19 protein-coding genes are annotated in these 22,422 nt (G+C 62.5%); 9 read left to right on the forward strand and 10 right to left on the reverse strand.

Annotated elements, in window-relative coordinates; translation table 11 throughout:
• The 4 genes from SPHV1_RS01440 to SPHV1_RS01455 form a co-directional block, all read left to right on the forward strand.
• On the forward strand, positions 1-1,197 hold a 1,197-nt coding region (locus tag SPHV1_RS01440; protein WP_054944342.1), incomplete at its 5' end, for an outer membrane beta-barrel protein.
• 55 nt (positions 1,198-1,252) lie between these two features.
• Entirely contained in the window at positions 1,253-3,394 is a 2,142-nt protein-coding gene (locus tag SPHV1_RS01445; RefSeq protein ID WP_054944343.1) for a Wzz/FepE/Etk N-terminal domain-containing protein, read from the forward strand.
• Positions 3,391-4,545, forward strand: coding sequence for a glycosyltransferase (locus SPHV1_RS01450; protein WP_054944344.1), 1,155 nt, complete (start codon positions 3,391-3,393; stop codon positions 4,543-4,545). Before SPHV1_RS01445 ends, SPHV1_RS01450 begins: the two co-directional genes overlap by 4 nt.
• Positions 4,546-5,007: 462 nt before the next feature.
• Positions 5,008-5,238: a hypothetical protein gene (locus SPHV1_RS01455; protein WP_079730259.1), complete on the forward strand. Its 231-nt coding sequence runs from the start codon at positions 5,008-5,010 to the stop codon at positions 5,236-5,238.
• Between the two features lie 279 nt (positions 5,239-5,517).
• On the opposite strand, the gene SPHV1_RS24205 is transcribed toward SPHV1_RS01455, so the two are convergent.
• The 4 genes from SPHV1_RS24205 to SPHV1_RS01480 all read right to left on the reverse strand — a co-directional run bounded on the left by SPHV1_RS24205 (position 5,518) and on the right by SPHV1_RS01480 (position 9,555).
• Positions 5,518-6,476 (reverse strand): IS630 family transposase gene (locus SPHV1_RS24205; protein ID WP_156367193.1). Its coding sequence is split into 2 segments (ribosomal slippage): positions 5,518-6,132 and positions 6,135-6,476, totalling 957 coding nucleotides; the frame shifts between segments, so codons are not numbered across the junction.
• Between the two features lie 28 nt (positions 6,477-6,504).
• The gene (locus tag SPHV1_RS01470; RefSeq protein ID WP_231634379.1) at positions 6,505-7,296 is read right to left on the reverse strand and encodes a glycosyltransferase; all 792 of its coding nucleotides are present in this window, start codon (positions 7,294-7,296) and stop codon (positions 6,505-6,507) included.
• Positions 7,297-7,331: 35 nt separating this feature from the next.
• Positions 7,332-8,474 carry an aspartyl/asparaginyl beta-hydroxylase domain-containing protein gene (locus SPHV1_RS01475; protein ID WP_231634380.1) on the reverse strand — a complete coding sequence of 381 codons (1,143 nt, stop codon included), beginning with the start codon at positions 8,472-8,474 and terminating at the stop codon, positions 7,332-7,334.
• On the reverse strand, positions 8,461-9,555 hold the full coding sequence (locus SPHV1_RS01480; protein ID WP_054944348.1) for a GNAT family N-acetyltransferase: 1,095 nt from the start codon (positions 9,553-9,555) through the stop codon (positions 8,461-8,463). Before SPHV1_RS01480 ends, SPHV1_RS01475 begins: the two co-directional genes overlap by 14 nt.
• A 417-nt stretch (positions 9,556-9,972) precedes the next feature.
• On the opposite strand from SPHV1_RS01480, the gene SPHV1_RS01485 reads away from it, so the two are divergent.
• From SPHV1_RS01485 to SPHV1_RS01505, 5 genes are all read left to right on the forward strand, one after another.
• A complete protein-coding gene (locus SPHV1_RS01485) occupies positions 9,973-11,430 on the forward strand; it encodes a glycoside hydrolase (RefSeq protein WP_054944349.1) in 1,458 nt (485 codons plus the stop codon).
• A gap of 64 nt (positions 11,431-11,494) precedes the next feature.
• Positions 11,495-12,583 (forward strand): GNAT family N-acetyltransferase, encoded by a 1,089-nt coding sequence (locus tag SPHV1_RS01490; protein WP_054944350.1) that lies wholly within the window; start codon positions 11,495-11,497, stop codon positions 12,581-12,583.
• 260 nt (positions 12,584-12,843) lie between these two features.
• Entirely contained in the window at positions 12,844-13,761 is a 918-nt protein-coding gene (locus SPHV1_RS01495) for a glycosyltransferase family 2 protein (protein WP_054944351.1), read from the forward strand.
• A 75-nt stretch (positions 13,762-13,836) separates the two neighbouring features.
• Positions 13,837-15,348 (forward strand): lipopolysaccharide biosynthesis protein, encoded by a 1,512-nt coding sequence (locus tag SPHV1_RS01500; RefSeq protein ID WP_054944352.1) that lies wholly within the window; start codon positions 13,837-13,839, stop codon positions 15,346-15,348.
• Positions 15,349-15,428: 80 nt separating this feature from the next.
• Complete coding sequence (locus tag SPHV1_RS01505; protein ID WP_231634381.1) at positions 15,429-15,728, forward strand: hypothetical protein; 300 nt, start codon at positions 15,429-15,431, stop codon at positions 15,726-15,728.
• A gap of 13 nt (positions 15,729-15,741) precedes the next feature.
• Here the strand turns inward: SPHV1_RS01505 and SPHV1_RS01510 are convergent, their stop codons facing one another.
• The 6 genes from SPHV1_RS01510 to SPHV1_RS01535 are packed head-to-tail and all read right to left on the reverse strand — an operon-like array spanning position 15,742 to position 22,349.
• Complete coding sequence (locus tag SPHV1_RS01510; protein WP_054944354.1) at positions 15,742-16,896, reverse strand: glycosyltransferase family 8 protein; 1,155 nt, start codon at positions 16,894-16,896, stop codon at positions 15,742-15,744.
• 59 nt (positions 16,897-16,955) lie between these two features.
• Complete coding sequence (locus tag SPHV1_RS01515) at positions 16,956-18,185, reverse strand: class I SAM-dependent methyltransferase (protein ID WP_054944355.1); 1,230 nt, start codon at positions 18,183-18,185, stop codon at positions 16,956-16,958.
• Positions 18,182-19,447, reverse strand: coding sequence for a class I SAM-dependent methyltransferase (locus tag SPHV1_RS01520; protein WP_054944356.1), 1,266 nt, complete (start codon positions 19,445-19,447; stop codon positions 18,182-18,184). Before SPHV1_RS01520 ends, SPHV1_RS01515 begins: the two co-directional genes overlap by 4 nt.
• Positions 19,448-19,457: 10 nt before the next feature.
• Entirely contained in the window at positions 19,458-20,513 is a 1,056-nt protein-coding gene (locus tag SPHV1_RS01525) for an NAD(P)-dependent oxidoreductase (RefSeq protein ID WP_054944357.1), read from the reverse strand.
• Entirely contained in the window at positions 20,437-21,318 is an 882-nt protein-coding gene (gene rfbF / locus SPHV1_RS01530; protein ID WP_342743664.1) for a glucose-1-phosphate cytidylyltransferase, read from the reverse strand. Before rfbF ends, SPHV1_RS01525 begins: the two co-directional genes overlap by 77 nt.
• Complete coding sequence (locus SPHV1_RS01535; protein ID WP_369817853.1) at positions 21,315-22,349, reverse strand: glycosyltransferase family 2 protein; 1,035 nt, start codon at positions 22,347-22,349, stop codon at positions 21,315-21,317. Before SPHV1_RS01535 ends, rfbF begins: the two co-directional genes overlap by 4 nt.
• Between the last annotated feature and the right edge of the window lie 73 nt (positions 22,350-22,422).

Raw genomic sequence — 22,422 nt, forward strand, 5'->3', positions numbered from 1 at the left:
TTTTCCGCCGTCCCGCGTGTCGCCGCGGCGCGGGCGGTCGACGTTGTCGAGACGCCCACCGACATCTTCGAGCCGGAACGCGGCGCCGGCATACCCATTTCCGGCAGCCTGCTCCTTTACAACACTTCGGCCCTCCAGGGCATTTACGATTCCAATATCTACAACGTCGAACAGAACCGGACCAACGACACCAGCGCCCTCCTCCAGTCCGAATTTCATCTGACGACGAACCTCGCCCGTCACGAAGTGGGCGTGCGCGCCGGCGTTACGACCCGCAAATATTCGGACACGTCCGCCGAAAACTCCACGACCTACCATGTCGACGGACACGCCCATCTCGACCTCGGCGACCGCATCGACGTCTATGCTCGGGGCGGGTATCTGCGCGGAATCGAGATACGCGGCACTGCCGGGGACCAGTTCCTGACCGATCGCCCGGTCCGCTTCGACGACAAGTACATCGAGGGCAGCATCGAACGCACCGGCGGCATTCTGGAAGCCGGGCTTGCCGGTTCCTTCACCCGGCGCAAATACCTCAACGCCAGCATCAACGACACAAGCATCGACCTGAGCTTCCGCGACGCCGAGATCAAGAAGGCCACGCTCAAGGCCAGCTATCGCCTGTCCCCGGTCATGCGGCTTTACAGCGAATTCTCGGTCAACGACGTCACCTACGACCAGAACCTCGGCGTTTCGCGCGATTCCAAGGGCTATTCGGCACTGGCCGGCATCCACTACGAAGTCAGCAAGCTGGTCGATGTGATCGCCGCTGTCGGCTACATTCACCAGAAGTTCGACGCACCGGGCACCAAGGCCGCAACCGGCTTGAACTACCGGGTCGAGGCGACCTGGACGCCGACGCCCAAATGGAAGCTCACGGCCAGCGGCGAGCGCTTCGTCGACTCCAGCCCGCTCAGCGACATTCCCGCGATCGTGCGCAGCGACTTCCGGCTCAAGGTACAACGGGCACTGGGTGACAGGATGCTGGTCGAGGCAGGCGCCGTCTATACCGGCGAGGATTATCGCGGACTGTCCGGAACCGATCGCCGCTATACCGGCTACGGCAACGTCCAGTACCGCATCACCAGGAATATCTCGGCCGTGGTCGAGGGCGGCTACCGCAAGCAGTCCGGCGGCGCGAGCGGCCGCAGCTACAGCGGGGCATCGGTTTCGGCCGGCATAAGGGTCGCCTTGTGACGAACCAGCCTGGCCTTACGCGTGCAGACCGCAATCCGCACGCTGGAGAATTGCAATGAGCGGATCTCGTGAAATTGTTGCGTCCGGAGCCGAACCCGGTTCGTCGGCGCTGGAAAGAACCACCGGGCGGTCGTTGGCCTCGGCTGACCGCCTCGATCTCAGCGGAAGCATCAGCTTTTTTCGGCGACGCCTGAAGATCATCATCGCCTTCGCAATTCTCGGCCTGCTAGCGGGCCTGGCGATCAGCCTGCTGTCGAAGAAAGTCTATCGCGCGGAAGCGACCGTCATGCTGGTCGAACAAAGCAGCGGATTGCCCAGTGCGGACGATACGCCGACGGCCCCGGTGCCGCTGACCAGCCAGTTGGTCGACACCCAGGTGGAGATCATCAAGTCCCGCCAGATGGCGCGCCGCGTCGCCGATGCGCTGAAGATCGATAAAGGCCTCGACGCCGAGGAGCGGCGTACGCTCTTCGATCTCATGCAGGAAAAGGTGAATGCGCAGCGCACCGGCACCAGTTTCGCGCTGACCATTTCCTACGATGCCGCAGTTCCCAGCGATGCGCGCCAGATCGTCAACGAATATGCCCACCAGTTCGCGAACTGGCAGACCTCGCAGGACGAGGAACGCAATTCGCAGATCCGCAAGCAGGTCGAGGAGCGCCTCGTCAGCCTGCGCGAACAGGCACAGGCCGATACCAGCGCGCTGCAGCAGTACCGTATCGCCAACAACCTGCTCAGCACCTCGGGCGCATCGCTGACCGAACAGGAAATCTCGAACTACAACCTCGAGATGACGCGCGCCCGGGCCGAGTCGGCGGAAGCCAATGCGCGCCTGCAGACCGCACTGGGGCAGTTGCGTTCGGGCTCATCGGGAGACGATGTCGGCGAAGCGCTGGATTCGCCGGTTGTTTCCTCTCTGCGCACGCAGGAGGGAACGCTCGCCGGTGAAGTCGCAAGCCTGGAAGCCCGCTACGGCCCCAATCACCCGCAACTGATACGGACCCGGAATCAGCTCGCTCAGGTCCGCCAGCAGATCCAGGACGAGATCGGACGCGTGATCTCCAACTTGCGCGCGAAGAAGGACGTATCCGAAGATCGCCTGGCCTCGATCGCCGGCAGCCTTTCCCATGCCCGCTCGATGCTTGCCTCGAACAATGCGGCGATGGTCGGCCTGAGCGAGCTTGAGCGCTCCGCCGAAGCGTCTCAGGGCATCTACGAGACCTATCTGAACAGCTACAAGCAATTGCTAGCAGCCGAAGGCACCTCGAAGCCGATGGCCCGGATCCTCTCGCTTGCCAACGATCCGATGAAGCCTATCTCCCCGAACCTGAAGCTGAACCTTGCCCTGGCGCTCGTCATCGGCCTCGGGCTTGGCGTGATTGCGGCCTATATCGCCGATGCCCTGTTCCACGGCATCAAGTCGGCGCACGAAGTCGAACACGATCTGGGCGAGAACTGCCTCGCCTCGATCCCGCTGCTGGCATCCGTCCACGAAGGCAAGCCGCACGCCATTTCGGCGATCCGCGACAACCCCAAGTCGGTATTCACCGAATCCTTCCGGGTGCTCAGCACGGCCATCGACCAGGCGACGATGAACCGGGCACAGGTCATCGCGATCACCTCGGCATTGCCCGGCGAAGGCAAGACGGTGCTCTCGTGCTGCCTGTCGCACGTACTGGCGGCCGACGGCGAGCGTACGATGCTGATCGACTGCGACCTGCGCCGGCGCGGGATCAGCCGCCTGCTCGATGTCGGCCCCGACCAACCGGGTCTGATCGAAGTGCTCAACGGCACTTCGCCGCTCGATGTCGAAGAGCTTCTGCGCGACCGCGTATTGTGCGTCCTGCCGCTCGGCCCCAAGTCCGATGCGCCGGACAAGCTCCTGACCGGCCAGCCCTTCATCGACCTGCTGGAGAAGCTGCGGCCGCATTTCGACCGCATCATCCTCGACCTGCCGCCGATCCTGCCGATCGCGGCCACGCGCTCCATCGCCTGCCAGGCCGATGCCGTCGTCCTAGCCGCCCATTGGTGCAAGACGTCCAGCTTTGCCATTCGCACCGCCCGCGCGCGCCTGCCCAAGAAGCTGGTCAACGTCGTGGGCGTCGCGCTCAACCAGGTCGATCTGCGCAAGAAAGCCTACTTCGACCGTGAGGACGTCTCGTTCTACTACAGCAAGTACAGCGAGTACTATTCATGAACATCGTCGCCAGCCGCAGCGACTGGCGACCATCCGCGGGCGCCGCGCCTTTCTCGCAGCCCCGCGTGGCGATCGTCCATTACTGGCTGGTCTCCATGCGCGGCGGCGAGCGGGTGCTGGAGCAGATGCTCGACCTCTATCCGCAAGCTGACATCTTCACCCACGTCTACGATCCCGATGCGGTCTCTGCGAAGATCCGGGCGGCCAAAGTCACGACGAGCTTCATCGATCGCATGCCGCTGTCGAAGAAGCTCTACCAATACTACCTGCCGCTGATGCCCATGGCCCTCGAGGAACTGGACCTGAGCGGCTACGACCTCGTCATCAGCAGCGAGGCGGGGCCGTCCAAAGGCGTCATCACCGCGCCGACCGCGCTGCACGCGTGCTACTGCCATTCACCGATGCGCTACCTGTGGGACCATTACCATCGCTACAAGAAGGAGGCGAACTGGTTGGCCCGGCGCGCCATGCCGATGATGTACCACCGGTTGCGCGCCTGGGATGTCAGCTCCAGTGCCCGCGTCGACCGCTTCGCGGCAAACTCCGAGTTTATCCGGCAGCGTATCCGCAAAGTCTGGCGGCGTGAGGCGGAAGTCATTCACCCGCCGGTCGAAACCGGTCTCTTCACGCCCTCGACCGAGATCGACGATTACTATCTCTGGGTCGGCCAGATGGTGCCCTACAAGCGCCCGGACCTTGCCGTTGACGCGTTCAATGCAAACGGGTTGCCGCTGCTGATGGTCGGCACAGGCGGCATGTCGAAAGCGCTCAAGGCGAAAGCCGGACCCAATATCCGCATCGTCGACCGGCTCGACTTTGCCGGGCTTGTCAAAGCCTACGCCCGTTGCCGCGCGCTGGTGATGACCGCAGAGGAGGATTTTGGCCTCACACCGATCGAAACCATGGCCTCTGGCCGTCCCGTCGTCGGCTACGCGCGCGGGGGCCTGCTCGACACCGTCGAACACGGCCGGACCGGCATCTATTTCGACAGCCAGGAGACCGAGGCGCTGGTGGACGCCGTATCGACGATGGAAGCGTTCCTGCCCGAGTTCGACCCACGCCACGCGATCCAGCGCGCCGCGCAGTTCTCGCCGCAGAGTTTCGGACAGAAATTCAGGCAGTTCACCGAACTGGAGCGCGCAGCGTACTGAACAGTTGCAAGTTTCGCATGACTATGCGGGACCATCGAATGAAGCGCTGAACAACATATTGGGATGCCGTACCGATAACGAGGTTTCTGAGACCACTTGCAGAATTAAACGGAGGGTCAGCCATGCAAGTTAATAAGAGAAGGATCAGCAAGTTAGTCGCCAAAACGGGACTTATCCACGAGTCTTAGCCCATTTACCCGTTCCGCCAACGCGCCGGACGATGCTAAGAGTATTGCATAAATCAACTGTCGGGTACCTTCGGATAACGGGCGCGAAAGCCGCAGAGGCATCTATCTGCCGGTATTGCACAAGTACCGATTACCCAGTTGAAGCCGACGTCGAGCTGGGGGCCTCGGCATCATGTGTACGTGCTGCAGCAGTGCGCTTGCAGCTTGGGTTGGATGAGCGCCGATGACATCGTCTGACGATCGATCTGCAAAAATAATGAGAGGATTACAACGCTTGCTCGCAGATCAAAGTTCCTCGAACTTCGTCGACTTCGTCGAGGTGGCGGAGTCCCTGATGGATGGGTATGCCAAACTGATAAGGAATGGCTCTCCCGCGTCCACGGTCGCACTCGCCATGCTGGGCGCCACGCTCAACATGTACGAAATGCTCGGGATGCGCTCGGAGCTACCCTCACTGCTGCGTACTGTGGCAGACCAGATCGAGTCCGAAAACCGCATGAACTGAAAGCGGGCGCCGCGTGAATCGAGTTGGGGCGCACTAACCCGCGTCCGCATGCTACGCCGCGCAACATCCCGACTGCCATCGCAGTTGACGGCCCGCCACGCGCGCCGTCCTTTCAAAGCTCAATAGAGAACTGAAGCCAGTCTGGCGGAACAGTGCCGGTATTCGTTCCTGCGGCGCATGTCCCACGAGCGGAACCGGTAGAGCGCCCGCCTCGCCAACGAAATGCTCCTGCGAAACCGGCGCAGCTGCGGATATTTCTTCAGATACAGCGTTTCGGGATTAACCTGAGATATATCCAGAAGCTTTGAAGAAGTTTTCGCATTCCTGCGGAGAGAACAGGTCACAGATCTTGCCGAGTGCATCGAAGAGGTCGGTGAAGGTTCGCGCTCCTGCTTTGCGCAAGTGCGCCTTAAGCTTGGCAAAGGCCAGCTCGATTGGGTTTAATTCTGGCGAATACGGCGGCAAATACATGAACCAGCAGCCAGCCTCTCGCAGCGCTTGGGCGGCCTGGGCATTTTTGTGAGCGGCAAGATTGTCGCAGATGACGACGGTGCCGGGTTCAAGCTCTGGGGCCAGAACCTCGCGGATATAGGCGGCGAAGGCTGTTCCATCCATCGCGCCCTTGATGATCCAGGGGGCAATCATTTCGTTGTGGGTCAAGCCGGCGATGAAGGTTTGCGTGCCCCAGGCCCCGAACGGGGCTTCCATTTCGAGACGCGCCCCGCGCGGGGCGCGTCCGCACAGTCGGGTCATGTTGGTCTTCACCGATGTCTCATCAATGAAGACAAGGCGCCAAGGTTGCTCGCGCATGGCCGGGAGGCGATTGGCGAGCCAGTCGACCCGCCGTTGCCTTACGTTCGCCTTGCGGCGCTCGCTGGCCACCAGCGACTTTTTTTATACGTATAACCAAGACGCTGCAGCAGCATGGCGATGGAGGAATGGTGCACGCGCACACCTTCAGCCTCTTCCAATGCGTCCCGCAGTTCGTACAGCGTGATATCGGGATCCTGCCCAACCAGCTCCACAAAGAACTCGTGATAGGGCTCCAGCTTGCCACTGCCTTTGGGCCGCCCCTGGGGCGCAGGTTCAACATGTCCCTTGGTACGCGCCGAGTGCAACCAACGGGACCCGGTCGCCGGCGATACCTTCAGCCGCGCCGCCGCTGCCCGACCGCTCAACCCTTCATCCAAATACTGCAGGAACCGATTTCGAAGCTCAGTGGGTAATGGGGCTGCCATGATCAATCCTCCAAGAGGATCAACTGAATCAGAGCGAGTCGGTCCAGGGAAGAGGCACGATTCGGTTTTTCACAGAAACGCTATAGTCGCGATAGACATCGTGCTCGCGCCGGCTCCACGGAAAGAACACGCCGTCCCAGGGCTTGGGGTGCGACATGTAATGAATGATAGCCGGCGCACCGTCATCGACGAGGTGCATGAACTGGCGCGGGAAGTTCCATTTGTTGGAAATCGGGATCCACGCGTCCCCCTTCACGGCATTCAGCGCCCCCTGATCGTGATAGGCCCCGCCGTTCTCAACGAAGAAATCGAAGGCCCTGCGTCCGATCCAGCCCTTGCGGTTGAACTTGATGACGCCGGAATTGAAATAGTCCTCGTGGCTCGCCCCTTTGAGGACGGAGAGCACCGGAACGTAGTCCAGTGCGGCGAGGAACTTGCCCTCGGGCACCCTGTAGTTTTCAAGATAATCGAGCGGGCCCACGACCTGCACGTCGCCGTCCAGGTAGATGATCTGCTCGTAGATTTCCGGAAGCACCGCTGGCAACAGGAGGCGCCCCATGGCGGCAATGCTGATCCGGCCGGCGAACTTCGACTTGTCGAGCACCGATAACTGCTCGGTGAAGAAGGCGCTGGTGTCCTGAAAGACGATATTCTCGCGCGCACACAGGTCCTGCGCCACGTGACGACCAACAGAGGCCTCGGTGAAGGTAATCACGACATCGGTGTCGCGCGAGCAGTGCTTGCGGGCGAGGATGGCCGCAACGAACGTCGGCAGGAAGAAGTTCTCGTCGGTGACGAATGCGATGCACTGCCTGGTCAATGTGTCACCCTTGATCCCGTGCTTGCAGTCGCAAGCTAGATTTTCGAGGCCCGGATCCAGTCGCATTCCGCCTTCGTCAATTCGGGGTGGGGAAAGTCGACCAGCAGGACGATCCGCGGCTGCGTAGAGCTGTTTTCCGCTTCGTGGGCATAGGAAGAATCGAAGATCAGCGGCTCGCCGTAACGCCACTCGCGCCGGATCCCGCCCACCTCGATGTGCCCGCCGGGCGGAACGATCAGCGGCAGGTGCAGGGTGAGGAAGACGTTGGACACGTCGCGATGCGGGCGAATGAAACCATGGGGGCCGAGGATCGAGAACATGGCATCGCGAAAGGCCGGATATCCCGGGATCGTCTTCAGCAGGCCGGCCACCCCCGGACACAGGGCAAGGTTCTCGGGCACTTCCTCATGCCGCTTGACGAAGCTGAAGTTGCGCCAGAAATCGCCGTCGAGGCCGACGTAGTGATAATGTTCGATCCGCGTTTCGTGATTGAGCAGGACTGCCTCCGCTTCCGCCCGCAAGTCATCCACCGCGTCGACGAATGCGGGCAGCCAGGCAAATTCCTTCGGATCGTGCCAGGGCCTGGCAGTAAGCCCGGCGAAAGTAAAACCCTGCGGATTGGGCCGCACCGAGACCGAGGACGCGCTGTCCTCCCAGTCGATCGAGGCCCTGACGCGGTCCAGTCCTGCCGACGGTCCGGTTCGCTCCAGCGCCCCGCGCATGATCGCAATGCCGGAATTGATCGCCTGCCAGCGCCGCAATGCCGAAACCAGCAGCAGTGCCGTTACCGCGGTCGGCACGAGCAGCAGGGCAAAGGAGACCAGTGAGGATTCCACGCCCGCCGGCGATGCGCGGCGGGTCACCAGGACGACCGCAGCTGTTGCGGCGATCATGCAGGCAATGGCCAGAAGCGCCGGCAACATCCACTTGCGCATGCGGACTTTGGCGCTCGTGCCCCAATAGATCTCTACCGGCTCCATCAGGGCGGACCACGCGAACCACAGCAACGCAAGGATCGCCGAAACCAGCAACAGGTGCTCGGCCATCCCCATCGGCCCGGCGAAGGAAAAGGCTTCGCCGATGAACAGGCTGATGTCGGTCAGTTCCAGCAGCAACAGCAGCAGGAACTGCAACACCAGGAAGGCAAAGATGCCGTTGAAGGATTTAACCGTTCCCATCTTGCGATCTTTCTTTGTTGCGACCTTCGATGAACTGGCTGATCTTCTTGCGCCCCATCGCGGCAACGTCCTTCACCAGGGCTGCCGCGCCCAGCAGGTTCCAGGGGTAGTAGTTGAATTTCATCCGCGGGCGTTCGCTGGAAGCCCAGAAGGCAGTCCAGCCTGCCGCCTTGCCGAGGAACTCGTAGCGCTTCAGACCGCGGCCAGCGGCCTGCTGGATGCTTTCGAGCATCAGGAGCTGGCCGGGCGAACAGCGGGCGAAGCGCTCGTCGTAGCCGATCTTGAACAGCCAGAAGCTGCCGTCGCATTCGGCGCAGATCTGGGCCGCGGCGATCTCGGGTCCGATCTTCATGAAGGCGATCCGGAAGATGCCTTCCTGTGCGGCGAGCCGGGCATAGCGGCGGAAGAAGTCGAGCTGCACCTTGTTGTCGGCAATCGCGGTGCGGGTGCGCGATTTCCAGCTCTTCGCTTCCACCTCGATCGCGCGCTCGAGCAGCACTTCAGCCTCATCGGGGCCAGGTTCGTGAAACTCGAAAGCGACTTCGCCGTCTTCCTCGGCACGGCGGCGCATCCGGCGAAAATCCGCACGTCTGCGCGAATTGAAGCGCGCGAGGGCATCCTTCCAGCTCTCGTCAAGTTCGATGTAGGGGGAACCTTCGGTCGGCGCCGTGACCAGCAGGCCGCGCCGCTGCGCCTTTGCCGCGAAGATATCCGCAAAGACCGTGCCTGCCGGCGGCTGGCCCAGCTTCACCGGCAGGCGATGGTCGAGAATGGCATCGGCAAGCCGCTCCGCCGCTTCGGCATCGGCGTAGGCCGCCTCTGCCGGTTCGGCCAGTTCCTCCGCGCCTGCCAGGAACAGGGTCGGCAACGCCCCCTTGCGAACGAAGGCGGCTATGCCCCCGTTGGTGGTAAGCAGGACGGCCTTGCGATTGCGATACATCGTCGCAAAGCAGGCCTCGTGCCAGATGAAATGCTTCATCGGGGTAGGATCGATCGGGTCCATGCCCTCCCAGATCGAACGTGGCAGCAAGGCCTCCAGTGCAGAGGCATCGCTTGCAGGCACGATGGAACCGATCTTCATAGGGCAGCCAGCTTCTCTGATTTTGACCCAATCTGAATGCGTTGCGCGAGATCCCATCCCCCGGGACGCGCGCAGCCGTCATGGCGCATACAAGCGAACCAACTGCCTGCATGATGACCCAGCGCCTCCCACGGAGCACTTGCTGATAAGGATTAGTCCGCTTTTTCAGAGCGCTTCCCGGCTTGAAAAGGCCCTCGCGGGCGCTGTTAGCCGAGACCTGCTCACCGTCCAAAAAAAGCCGGATCGTCGGCAGGGCTAACCCGGATGCGCATTGGCGGCGCGCGCGTTCGCGGTGCTAGGTTCCTGAACATGATCGGGTGGGCCAAGGCATGGAGAGCAGCGCGCCCGTCGATGCCCGAACAGGCTTCGGGCCAGTCGCTCGGCCGCTGAACCGCGCGGGATCATGGGGAACTATCTTTGGAACTCACCTTCATCGGATTGATCCAGATAGTGGTCGGCGCAGCGATCGTGCTCTTCGGCGGCCCCGGCAGCGCCTTCATCTTCCTTATTGTCAGCGGCCTGTTCGACGGATCGGCGGCGATCCTGCTGCCCTCGCTCGGAGGGTCCTCGATCCCGCCCGTCCAGTTCGCCCTGCTCTTCGTTTACTTGCGCATTTTCGCACCCAAGGGCGGCCTTTACGGCTACTTTCCCGATGCCGTTCGGGCGAACGCCTGGCTGGTGCTGTTCTGCTTCTACGGCATCGCCAATTCATACATCGGGCCACGCCTGTTCGGCGGCGCGATCGCAGTCTATCCGATGCGCCCGATACCGGGTTCGGGACTGTTCGATGTCATTCCCCTCGGCCCGACCTCGCAGAACCTGACGGCGGCCACTTATCTTGTCGGAACGCTGCTGCTGGCCGTTGCCGCCTACATCTTCTGCCAGGCGCGCGGATCGAAGAAGGTCCTCATCGATACCGCGATCTGGAGCGGCTGGTTCTTCATCATTACCGGACTGCTCGATCTCGTCGCGCGCGGAACGCCGCTGGAGGACGTTCTCGCGATCTTCCGCAACGGCGACTACGTTCAGATGAACGTCGAGGTGGACGGTTTCGTGCGCATACGCGGCCTTCTGCCCGAAGCCTCGTCCTACGCCGGGTCGTGCTTCATTGCCCTCGTGGTCAATGCCGAGCTTTGGTACCGCTCGATCCGCCCCCGGCAGACGGGCCTGCTGGCCACCATCCTGACCGTCATGCTGGTCATCAGCACCTCGTCGACCGCCTATGTCGCGCTGGCCGGCTATGCCCTGATCTTCCTCGCCCGCGCCCTCGCCTTTCCCACTCTCGCGCCGCAGGGGAAGATCCAGCGCCTTGCCCTCGTCGGTTTCATGATCGTGTTCATGGTCGCGATCCTCATGGCGTCGATCCCTGAAGTGGCAACGGCGATAGGAAACCTCGTGCTGGAAATGACGGTCGCGAAATCCTCGACCGATTCCGGCCAGCAGCGCCTGTTCTGGGCCATGCAGGGTATCCACGGCCTGATCGATTCCTATGGTCTTGGCATCGGCCCGGGCAGCTTCCGCTCATCCAGCATGCTGACCGCGATCATCGGCGCGATGGGGGTCATCGGCAGCGTCTCCTTCGTGATGTACCTGCTGACGATCTTCCAGCCCTCGCGCCGATCGAGTTGGGGCATCGGCGCCGATTCATCGCAAACGCTGGGCGGCGCCTTCGCCAGCGCGGCCGTATTCAGCCTGATCCCGGCAGCCATCGCCTCTCCGCTGGCCAATCCGGTCGCGATCTTCTCGATCCTGTCGGGAGCGGCCCTCGCCCTGCGGCCGGGCCGCGAGGCAGCGCAAGCGAACCACGACCCCGTCCACGGCACATCAAGGACAAGGACCGTAGCGCGCAAGCGCACGGCAATGGATCAGGCATGACCCGATACCTGCCACTACGCCACCGCAGGGACCGGCTCCCCTGCCCCGTCCGGGAGGCTGCAGCATGAAAGCAAGAGTTCTCCCCCCCTCGCAACTCGATCGCGATCTTCTCGCTCGCTGGAGCCGGCTGTGCGACGCCGGTGCGCTTTACCAAAGCCCATTCTATCGCCCCCAATTCACCCTGGCCGTGGCTGCGGCGCGACCGGATGCACGCGTCGCGGTTCTGGAACGGGGCGGCGATGTCGTGGGCTTCTTCCCGTTCCACCTGACACGCGGCGACGTCGCCAAGCCGATCGGCGGGCACATCAACGACTATCACGGCCCGATCCTTGCGCCCGGGACAGCCGTCTCCGGCCCGGCCCTGCTGCGCGCTGCGGGCCTCTCCGCCTACGACTACAATCACCTGCCGACGGCCTTCTCGACGCTGGCCGAGGGTGCGCATACCTTCTCCTACTCACCCTGCATGGATCTCTCGAACGGCTACGAGGCCTATATCGCGCGCAAGGATTCGCGCTGGACCAAGGCGCAGCGCGAAGTCCGCCGTCGGCAGCGCAAGACGGAAACCGAGATCGGCCCGCTGCGCTTCGCCTTCCACGATCCCTCCGAAACCGTGCACGAGCGGCACGTTGAAATGAAGAACGCCCAGTACGCCCGCATGGGCCTGAGGGCGATGCTGGGTAGCGGCTGGGTTGGCGAAGTCCTCGATCGGCTGAGGGCCATCGACGAGCCCGACTTCGCCGGCGTCATGAGCACCTTGCACGCGGGCGATCGCCTGATCGCCGCCCACTTCGGCATGCGCGCGAAAGGCGTGCTGCACTGGTGGTTCCCATCCTACGACCTGGCGCTTTACAAGCTGGGCCCGGGGATCAACCTCATCAACCAGTGCGCGATGACGGCCAACGAACAGGGCGTGACCCTGATCGACTTCGGCAAGGGCGACGAAGACTTCAAGCTCCACTTCGCCGACCACCGGGTCGACCTGTGCGAGGGTTCGATATGCCAGGCGCGCAGCATGGCCGCCACGCTGCGGCAGGGCACGCGGGCGCTGGTGGGCCTCGCCGAGTGCCTACCCCTCGGCCACTACCGGACGGTGCCGCGCCGCGCCGCAGCCCGGCTGATTTCCGGCGTCACCCTGCCGGAACGGGCCGGATAGGAGCGCTGTCGATGAGTACGACATCCATTTCCACCGGCCGATTTCGGGGTAGGCCGAATTATTCACCCTCCTCCGGGCCCACCGGGGCGGTGACTAAGGCGGGTTACCGCGATTACGAGGTCGATCAAGTACCTGAAATCGGCGAGAGTTTATCGGACAATAGGCGAACGAAGATCGGAACTGTGCAGACGTAAAGTGCCCGGCCCCAAGGTTTCCGGAAGCCGCCCGATCCACATAAATTGTAATGGTGACGAAGGTTTATGACAGCTGCCAACCTGAAAATAGCCAGAGAGAATTGCAGCCAGCCAATTCGGATTCATGTCATCATCGCCACTTACGGCCGACCCGATTCCGTGCGCAAGCTGCTGCGGCACCTCGAACACCAGACCCGTCCCGCGGACGGCACTATCGTAATCGGGACCTGTCCCGCCGACATTGCCGGCCTTGACGATGTGGCCGCCAATACGCGCGTGATTGTCGGTCCACGCGGCACATGTTGCCAGCGCAATTCAGGGATCGAGATGGTCAAGGACGAGTCGGATGTGGTCGTCTTCTTCGATGACGATTTCGTCCCGGCCAACGACTATCTCGAGGCGACCGAGGCCCTTCTGCTGGCCGACCCGGAAATCGCGGGGCTGACCGGGATTCTGGTCGACGACGGCGTCTCGCATGAACCCATTCCCTTCGACGTGGCGGTGCGCCGCCTTGAAGTCGACGGCGAGCGTCCGGCACAAACCGGGCATGTCCCCCGCCAGGCGCTTTATGGCTGCAACATGGTGATGCGCCTCGACGTGCTGGGCGATCTGCGCTTCGACGAGAACCTGCCGCTTTACGGCTGGCTGGAAGACGTCGACCTCACCTATCAACTCAGCAAGCGCGGCAAGCTGATTTCCGGTCCGGAGATCACCGGCATCCATCTGGGCGACCGCGGTGGACGTCAGCCGGGCAAGCGGCTGGGCTATTCGCAGGTCGCCAACGTGATCTACCTCTATCGCAAGGGAACGATGCAGCCCGACATCGGCTGGCGCCAGCTGCTGAAGAACGTCTCCGCGAACCTGGTCCGCAGCATCTCTCCCGAACCGCACATCGACCGGCGCGGCCGGTTGCTGGGCAACCTGCTGGCGATTACCGATTTCCTGCGCGGCAGGCTGGATCCGCGCAAGATCGTCTCGCTTTGACGGCCTGTGTGATCGCGGCGGGACCAGAACCACTTTCACACCGGGCACCCCCAGCCCGGCCGTGGGGATAAGACCATGAACCTCAGGCTCGGTATGATGCACGGGGTCTTTTCGCTCGGTAGCGCGCGCCTGACCGGCAACCTGCTGGGCGCACTCGCCCTTGTCGTGCTGGCGCATCTGCTGACGCCGGAAGACTTCGGTATCGTCGCCATTGCCAGTTCGATCCTCAGCGTCGTCCAGTCCTGCACCGAACTGTCCCTGTCGAATGCGTTGATCCGCAAGGACAAGATCGACGCAAGCCATGTCGACACGGCATGGACCATGGCGCTGCTGCGGTCACTTGCCCTGTGCGTCTTCTTCGTGCTGCTCGCCTGGCCGCTATCGCTCGTCTATTCGGTTCCGGGCCTGATCCCCGTGCTGCTGGTCTCTGGACTGACCGGCGCCCTGATGGGCCTGCAGAACCCGATGGTGACAGTCGTCACCAAGGAAATGCGCTTCTGGCCCCTCGCCATTTCCCAGCTCAGCCTCAAGCTCATGAGCCTGGGCGTGGCCATTGCCCTTGCCATCATGCTCCGGTCCTACTGGGCGATCATCGCCGGGAACGCCATCGGCGCCCTCGTCGCGACGGCACTGACTTACATGCTCGTACCTTATCGCCCGCGCTTTTCGCTGGTCCATCTGCGGGAGATCTGGTCGTTCTCGGGCTGGATGTTCTTCAAGCAGCTTTGCGAGACGCTCAACTGGCGGGTCGACCAGCTGATCATGGGTGCACTGGTCCCGCGGGCGCAACTGGGCATCTACGCCATGGCCGACAGTCTTGCCGTCGTGCCCTCGCGCGAGATGGTGCAGCCGATCCGCATGGCGCTGTTTCCCGGCCTCGCCAATCTCAACGGAGACCTCAACCGCCTGCGCAACGCCTGCCTGCGGGCCCAGTCGACACTGGCCATGATTACCGCACCGCTTGGCATCGGCCTTGCCCTCGTCGCCGAACCGGCCGTCAAGGTAGCGCTGGGGCCGCAATGGATCGCGGCGGTACCGTTCGTCCAGATCAGTGCGGTCTTCTATACCATCAGCCTGTTCAGCACCGGATTGCAGCCGGTGGCCATGGCGCTCGGCAGGACCAAGATCCTCTTCGTGCAGCAGGCCCTCGTGCTGGTGCTCAAGGTCCCGCTGGTGGTGATCGGCTTCCTGCTTGGCGGCATGATCGGCGCGGCGCTGGGGCGATGCGTGTGTGAATTCATTTCGATGGTCTTCGAACTGATCGTCGCCCGGATGCTGACCGGAGTAACCGTCGCCGCGCAGGCCGCCTCCCATACGGTCACGCTCGTCGGTCTCGCGGCGATGGCCGTGGGCACCTACTTCGTGCATGGCGCACTGTCTCCGCTTCAAGCCAGCAATCTCGTCCAGCTGGCCATCGAAGTGTGCACCGGCGGCGCGGTCTATGTCGTTGCAGTCGGGGCCAGCTGGCTGATGATGGGCCGCCCGGACGGCCCGGTGCGCGAGATCGTCCAGCTCGCCCGGCGCTCGGGCGCTGCGGTCTGGCAGATGCCCGCCGCGCAGCCGAATTCCGGCCCGGTCGTCCCCTGAGAAAACAGCGCTGCCGGTGTACATGACGAATTCAGGTGCGGTGCGCCACTGCGCGCGATCCGTGGATGATTGAGGCAACCTTGCAAAGTCTGACTCGAGCCAACTACTTCTGCCTCCTCCTCGCCTCCTCGTTCGGCTTCCTGATCGCGGGGATGTTCACACGCATGCACCTGCGCCATATCGAAAGCCGGCTGCAGATCGCCGCCTTCTGGATCATAGCGATCGCTTTCCAGATCATCGTTCACCGGTCGCTGAAGGTGCGCCCGGGCAAGTTCGCGATTTTTGTGAGCGGCGTTTCCGCGACGATCGGCATCGTCGCGATCAAGTGGCTTATCGAGGGACCGCCCCCGCTCTCGCGCTGGGCCGAAATGCTCTTCTAGCCGTCAGGCCCGATCAGCGCGAATAGGCCGCGCCGGACGATCTCGGCGCCTTGGCCCGGGTGTGGAAGCCGCTCAGGCCGATCGGCGAACCACTGCCATAGCCGTCGAGTACCGCTTCGGGCGGACGGATCTCCGCGCGTTCGCCCTTCGCCTCGGCCAGCAGTGCCATGGCCATGTCCTCCACGTCCTTGCCGTTGCGCGGTGCCCACGGCAGTTCCTCCTCGTCGTTGCGTTCTCGCGCAACATGCATGGCATCGAGAACGAAAGGCGCGTGCGCGGCCAGCGCATCGCGGATCTTCGGATTGTATCGGAACTTGAAGAGGTCCAGCCGCGCGTTGAGCCGGTCGATGGCCGACTGCTCGGGGATGAAACCGGCCCAGACCGTATCGGCCAGCTCGCTGCGGTACCAATCCGCCGCATCCCGCCAACGCGGCGGACGCCGCTTCGACCATGGCTTGGTCGACGTGTAGTGTTCCAGTTTCGGCTTCAGCGCCCCGCCGAACTCGAGATAGGTTTCATGCAGGTTCCAGCGCGGATCGAGCGGCAGCCACTTGTCTTCCAGAGCCACGTTGAGCGCATCCTGATCCGGCGCTTCCTGACAGCTTTCGGGATGGTCGACCAGAAACTGGCGCGCACGGTCCAGAACCCCTTCGGACAACACGCGCGGCCAGTCGAAGACCATGACGCCGGACTGCAGGTAAGGGGCATCCTCGGCAAGAAACAGGTCCTTGCGGCGTCGCCGGATATTGCCGGTCAGGTAATAGACGAAGTCGTGCACCGCCCCTGCGATCTTGCCCTTCAGGTCGAGCGAAAGCAGCGGAGCGAGCGAAGTCATGATCCGCGTGTCGGCATCGAAATAGATCAGCCGCTCGACCTCCGGACCGAAGATCCTGTCGAAATAGAGGCGCAGATAGGCCGCGCGCGGCCAGCGGGTATTGATCGGTCGGATCGCCTCTTCGACTTCTTTCGAGGCAAAGATCCGCACCGTCATCTGCCTCGCCGCAAAAAACTTGCGGGCGGCTTCAAGCTCCGCCTCGTCGACGTCACAGCATACGAGGTTGAGATCGACCTGGCTTCCGGGCGGCAGGTGGTCCACGACAGACTTCAATTGGCAACATGCCGCAGGCAAGTACCCGCGATCGGAAGCCGTTGTAATTGAAGTCTTCATAATATCACGTTCCACAACTTGAACCGGAAGCGCGTCATATCACGCCTCGAATACAGATATCAGAGGAAGGTCACCTCGCAGGAAATGCCGAGGCTGCTGACGTAGTCCTCGATTTCGTCCTTGTAGATCCTGTTCATGATCACGATCAGGCCCGGCTTGATCTCGGCCAGTTCCTCCGGCGCGACGATGGGATGGCCGGTGCCGGGCATGAAGTGGCCGTGACGGTTGGGATTGATGTCCGTGACGCAGGTCACTTCCTCGTCGAGATCGAGCGAGGTCAGGAACGACACCGCCTTGGAGCCCGAGCCCCACAGCACGACCGACTTGCCTTGAGCCGCGGCAGCCTTGACCGTATCGCGCCAGTGCGCCTTGTGTGCCGCCACCCGCTCGGGGAAACTGGCCACGAGCTGCGCCAGTTCGGCCAGCGATGAGCCGTCATCGCTTTCCTGCTTGCCCGAAGCCGTGGCCTCGATCGTCAGGTACTGGTCGTCGTATTCGATCGCCGTGCGCGAAACCGCGAAATCGCAATCCTCGAACAGACGGCGCAGCGAAGTCTCGGTGAAATACGAGCAATGCTCGTGATAGATGTCCTCGAACGCGCAATGCTGCAGGATGCGGTAGGTCTCGGGCACCTGGAAGAAGACAACGGTGCCTTTGTCCTCCGTCAGTCCGGCGCGGATCGTCGAGATGAAGCTGGCCGTATCCGGAATGTGCTCAAGGGTCATCTTGCAGCACAGGAAGTCCGGCTCGCTGGCGCAGTGATCGGGCCGGAAATATTCCGGGATCAGGGTCACCCGCTCTGCGCCTTCGACGCCTTCGAGCCGTTCCGGAAGCGCACCGGGATCGACGCCGACGCCGGTATTTTCGCCCAGTTGCGAGAGCAGGACGAGGAATTCGCCCTTGCCGCAGCCGATCTCCATGACCTCGCGCCCGCGCAAGCCATGGCGCTCGATCAGTTCCGCGGCAAGGTTGCGGTGGAAGCGCGAGAACGTGGGCGAGAACCCTTGCGTCTCTTCGTAGCGGCCCGAGTATTCGGTGAGGAACTGGTCGAAGCTCGCGTTGAATATGAACCCGCAGTCACTGCAGAAATGCAGCGCGACTTCGCCGCGAAGGCAGCCAAGGGCTTCCTCCCGCGTCGCAAAGAGGATGCAGGAGTTGGTCGGGACATTCTCCACCTTGTAGAACAGCTGCGTCCGAGCCGCCCCGCAACTGGGACAGGCGACCGGCGCGCCGCCGTGCGCCAACGCGCCTTGCGTCTGCGCGGAAAGGGCAGGATCGACCAGGTTCATTCGACAATCCTCGGTTCGGGTACGGGGATGATGAAGCGGCCGCCGGCATCGCGGTATTCCTGCTGCTGGGCGAGGATTTCGTCCGCGAAGTTCCAGGCCAGCATCAGCACGAAGTCGGGCTTGCGGGCGACAAGTTCCTCGGGCGGCAGGATCGGCAGGTGGGCGCCGGGCATCAGCATGCCCTGTTTGTTGACGTTGCGGTCCACAACGAAATCCAGTTGCCGGGTATTGAGACCGCAGTAGTTCAGCATCGTCGCGCCCTTGGCCGCCGCACCGTAGGCCGCGATCGAGTGCCCTTCGCTCTTCAGCGTATAGATGAGGGCAAGCAGCTTTTCCTTGAGCGTATCGACCCGCGCCGAGAACTCCGCGAAGAAGTCCAGCGTATCGAGACCAATGGCCTTTTCATGCGCCATGAGCGTCTCGACGCTCTCGCCAGTGGCCTCGAAGGGCTCGACGAAGATGCGCAGCGAGCCGCCGTGGATCTCCAGTTCCTCGACCCGGTTAAGGAACAGCCCGTGCCGCCGGAACAGGTTGTCCAGCGCCGTGACCGAGAAGTAGCAGAGGTGCTCGTGGTAAATCGTGTCGAACTCCACATGCTCGATCAGCCGCAGGAGGTACGGCATTTCGATCACGGCCACGCCATCGGGCTTGAGCAGGTTACGGATGCCGGCGACGAAGCCGTTGGTGTCGGCCACGTGGGCCAGCACGTTGTTGGCATGGACGATGTCCGCCCTGCCATGCTCGCCCACGAACTTGCTGGCGAATTCTTCGGTGAAGAAATCGCATAGCGTGGGTACGCCCACCTTGCGGGCGGCGGCGGCAGGACCGTCGGCCGGGTCGATGCCGCAGACCGGCACGCCATGCTCGACGTAGTTCTTGAGCAGGTAGCCATCGTTGCTGGCCAGCTCCACGACGAGGCTCGAAGGACCAAGTTCCCGCTCGGCAAGCCGTTGCAGGACGTTGGCGCGCGAATGCTCCAGCAGCGCCGGCGAGAACGAGGAGTAGTAGGGATAAGCGTCCGCGAAGAGGATTTCGGGCGCGACCGTCTCCAGGATCTGCACCAGCGCGCAGTCCGGGCAGAACGCAACCACCAGCGGGAACGTCAGCTCGGGCGTATCGCCATCCTCGGGCCGGATCAGCCGGTCGGCCAGCGGCGTGAAACCGAGGTCGAGGAACGGATGGAGCGACTGGCCGCCGCAGCAGCGGCAGGCGGTTTCGGTCTGCGATGCAACGCCGGGTTGATGCAGGAGAATCTGGTTCATGTAGTCCCCCTCAGGCTACGGCAAACTGTCGGACCGGGAACAGGTCTTCGTTCAGCGATCCCTCGCGGATGCGCTGCTGGATATGGGCGATGCGCTTGAAGCGCGGCCCTTCGAACTGCTCGACGGTCAACCCGCTGGACGTAAAGGCCGCAAACAGTTGCTCGACGCCGCGCCGGCAGGTCCATTGCGGCTTGAAGGCATGGAGGCGCCGGGCGATGTAATTGCAGTCCACGCGGTAATTGCGCAGGTCCGGGCTGGCATCGTCGGCGAAGGCGATCTTCGATCCGGGTACGATGTCGCGCACGATCTCGGCGATCTCGCGGATCTGGTAGTTCTCGCTGGTCTGCCCGACGTTGAAGACCTCGCAGTGGACGTCTTCGCGGGGGGCTTCGACCGAGGCGATGTAGGCGAGCGCGATATCCTCGACATGAACGATGGGCCGCCAGGGCGATCCGTCGCTCTTGAGGTGGACGTCGCCGGTCGTCGTCGCCCATGCGGTCAGGTTGTTGACCACGAGGTCGAAACGCAGTCTGGGCGAGAGGCCATAGGCCGTCGAAGCGCGCAGGAACGTGGGGCTGAAGGTTTCGTCCGCCAGCGCGACGATGCCCTTCTCGGACTCCACTTTCGATACCCCGTAGGGCGTCACCGGATTGAGCGCACCGTCCTCGGTGATGAAGTTGTCGTCCGAGGCTCCGTAGTTGGAGCAGGACGAGGCATAGACGAAGCGCGGGATCCCGGCGGCCTTGGCAAGCCGGGCGAGGTCGACCGATGCCCCGGTGTTGATTTCCTGCGTCAGTCCGGGGCGATAGTCGCCCAGCGGATCGTTCGAAAGTCCGGCGAGGTGGATGACCGCATCGAAGCCACGCAGGCGGTCTATCGCATCGGGTTCAAGAACGAAGCTGCGAACGTCCTGCCCGATCGAGGCAATGTCCGCAATCGCACCGGCAAAGGTGCATTCGGCAAAAAGATCGCTGTCGAGACCGACTACCTCATGCGCTCGCTCTAACAAGCGGGGTGCCAGCACTGTCCCGATGTACCCCAGATGCCCAGTCAGCAGGACTTTCATGAACGGTATCCCTCCAGAGTTTCCAGGGCGCCTGGCCCGACATCCAGTAATCGTTGAGAATCTGCTTCTCGCGCATGGTATCCATGCACTGCCAGAACGAGGTATGGCGGTAGGCCATGAGCTGGCCGTCCTGCGCCAGGCGGGAGAGCGGGCTCTGCTCGAACATCTCCTCCTCGCCGTCGATGTAGTCCATCACGCCCGGTTCCAGCACGAAGAACGCGCCGTTGATCCAGCCTTCGCCAAGTTGCGGCTTCTCGGCAAAGCAGGTGATCCTGTCGCCGTCGAATTCGAGGTGGCCATAGCGCGCCGGCGGGCGAACCGCGGTGAGCGTGGCCAGCTTGCCGTGCGACTTGTGGAACGCCAGCAGCTTGGGAATGTCGATGTCGGCCACGCCGTCGCCCCAGGTGACCATCATCGTGTTGTCGCCCAGCCAGGGCGCCAGCTTCTTGATGCGTCCGCCGGTACCGGCCTTCATCCCCGTCTCGACGAGGTCGACGTTCCAGTTGGGCGCGCAATCGGGCGAATGGCGCACCAGTTCGCCGGTCCGCGTGCTCAGTGAGACCGAACCGGAAACCGAGAAATGCTCGTGGAACCAGCGCTTGATGAACTCGCCCTTGTAGCCCAGCGCGACGCTGAAGTCGTTGAAGCCGTAGTGGCTGTAGATCATCATGATGTGCCAGAGCATCGGCATGCCGCCGATTTCGACCATCGGCTTGGGCCGGGTTTCGGTTTCTTCCGACAGACGCGAACCCAGGCCGCCGGCCAGGATGCCCACTCTCACCTTGGAGAAATCATGCATAGTCATTTGAACACCACCTGTTTGAGCTGGCGGGGACCGATCTGCCCGGCAAAATTGCGCTTGAGGAACGCGGCCGTCTTCGGCGAGATCATGCCCGCCAGTTCGAGCGAATAGCGCCCGAGTTCCACCGGCGTCAGGCTCCGGCGGATCAGCCCCGCCCAAAGCCGGTAGGGCGCAACGACATCGCCGTGCCGCGATGCGATGCGGAACAGATGGGACGCCAGCTGGATGTGCTCTGCAGCGGCACTGCGGCTCTTGCGTCCGGTCTGCCAGAAGCTGCGCTGCAGCTTGTCGTCGATGTTGATCGAGCGCTCTTCGTGTTCGCGGTTGTAGAATACCGCGTCCTCGACCAGCAGGAACTTGCCGAGGATCGCCATTTCGGCCAGCAGCGCGCGGTCCGAACCGTAGTAGGAACGATGTAGCATCGAGCGCTCCAGCAGCTCGGGCCGGAACACGCCGAAGATCGGGAAGCAGGTCTTCGACAGGGCAATCGTCTGCCTGAAGCGCAGTGCCGGATCGTCATTGTCGATCGAGGGCGTTTCGTACTCGGGTATCTCGAAGATCTCGTCCTTGGGGCTGATCTGCAGGGTTCTGCCGTAAGCCAACCCGACGTCAGGGCGCGCTTCGAGCGCATCCACGCAGGCTTCGAGATAGTTGGGGCTCAGGCGGTCATCGTGCGCGCACCACTTGAAGTACTTCCCGGCCCGATAGGTGAAACCCAGGTTGTAGTTGGCGGCAGCACCGATGTTTTCCTTATTCCTCACCAGAACGATGCGACTGTCCTTGCGGGCATAGGACGAGACGATCTCAGGCGTGTCGTCTTGGGAGGCGTTGTCTGTAACGTACAGCCTGAAATCGGTGAGCGTCTGACCGAGAATAGATTCTATAGCGTCCGCTATGTAGTCAGAGCCATTAAATACTGGCAGAGATAATGTGACTTTTTCGGCGCTATCGGTCATGCTTTCACCAAACTGGAATAAGATAAAACGGAGACGATGCCCGCAGCCAAAGTTGAACTTGGGGATCGAAAATCGCATCCAATTCACGAATCATATTGGCATGTTCGGTCTGAGGCAGGAATCACGCACTGTGGTTAGACCGAAGGAGCAG

The organism is Novosphingobium sp. KN65.2 (assembly GCF_001368935.1).
Taxonomy (GTDB): Bacteria; Pseudomonadota; Alphaproteobacteria; order Sphingomonadales; family Sphingomonadaceae; genus Novosphingobium; species Novosphingobium mathurense.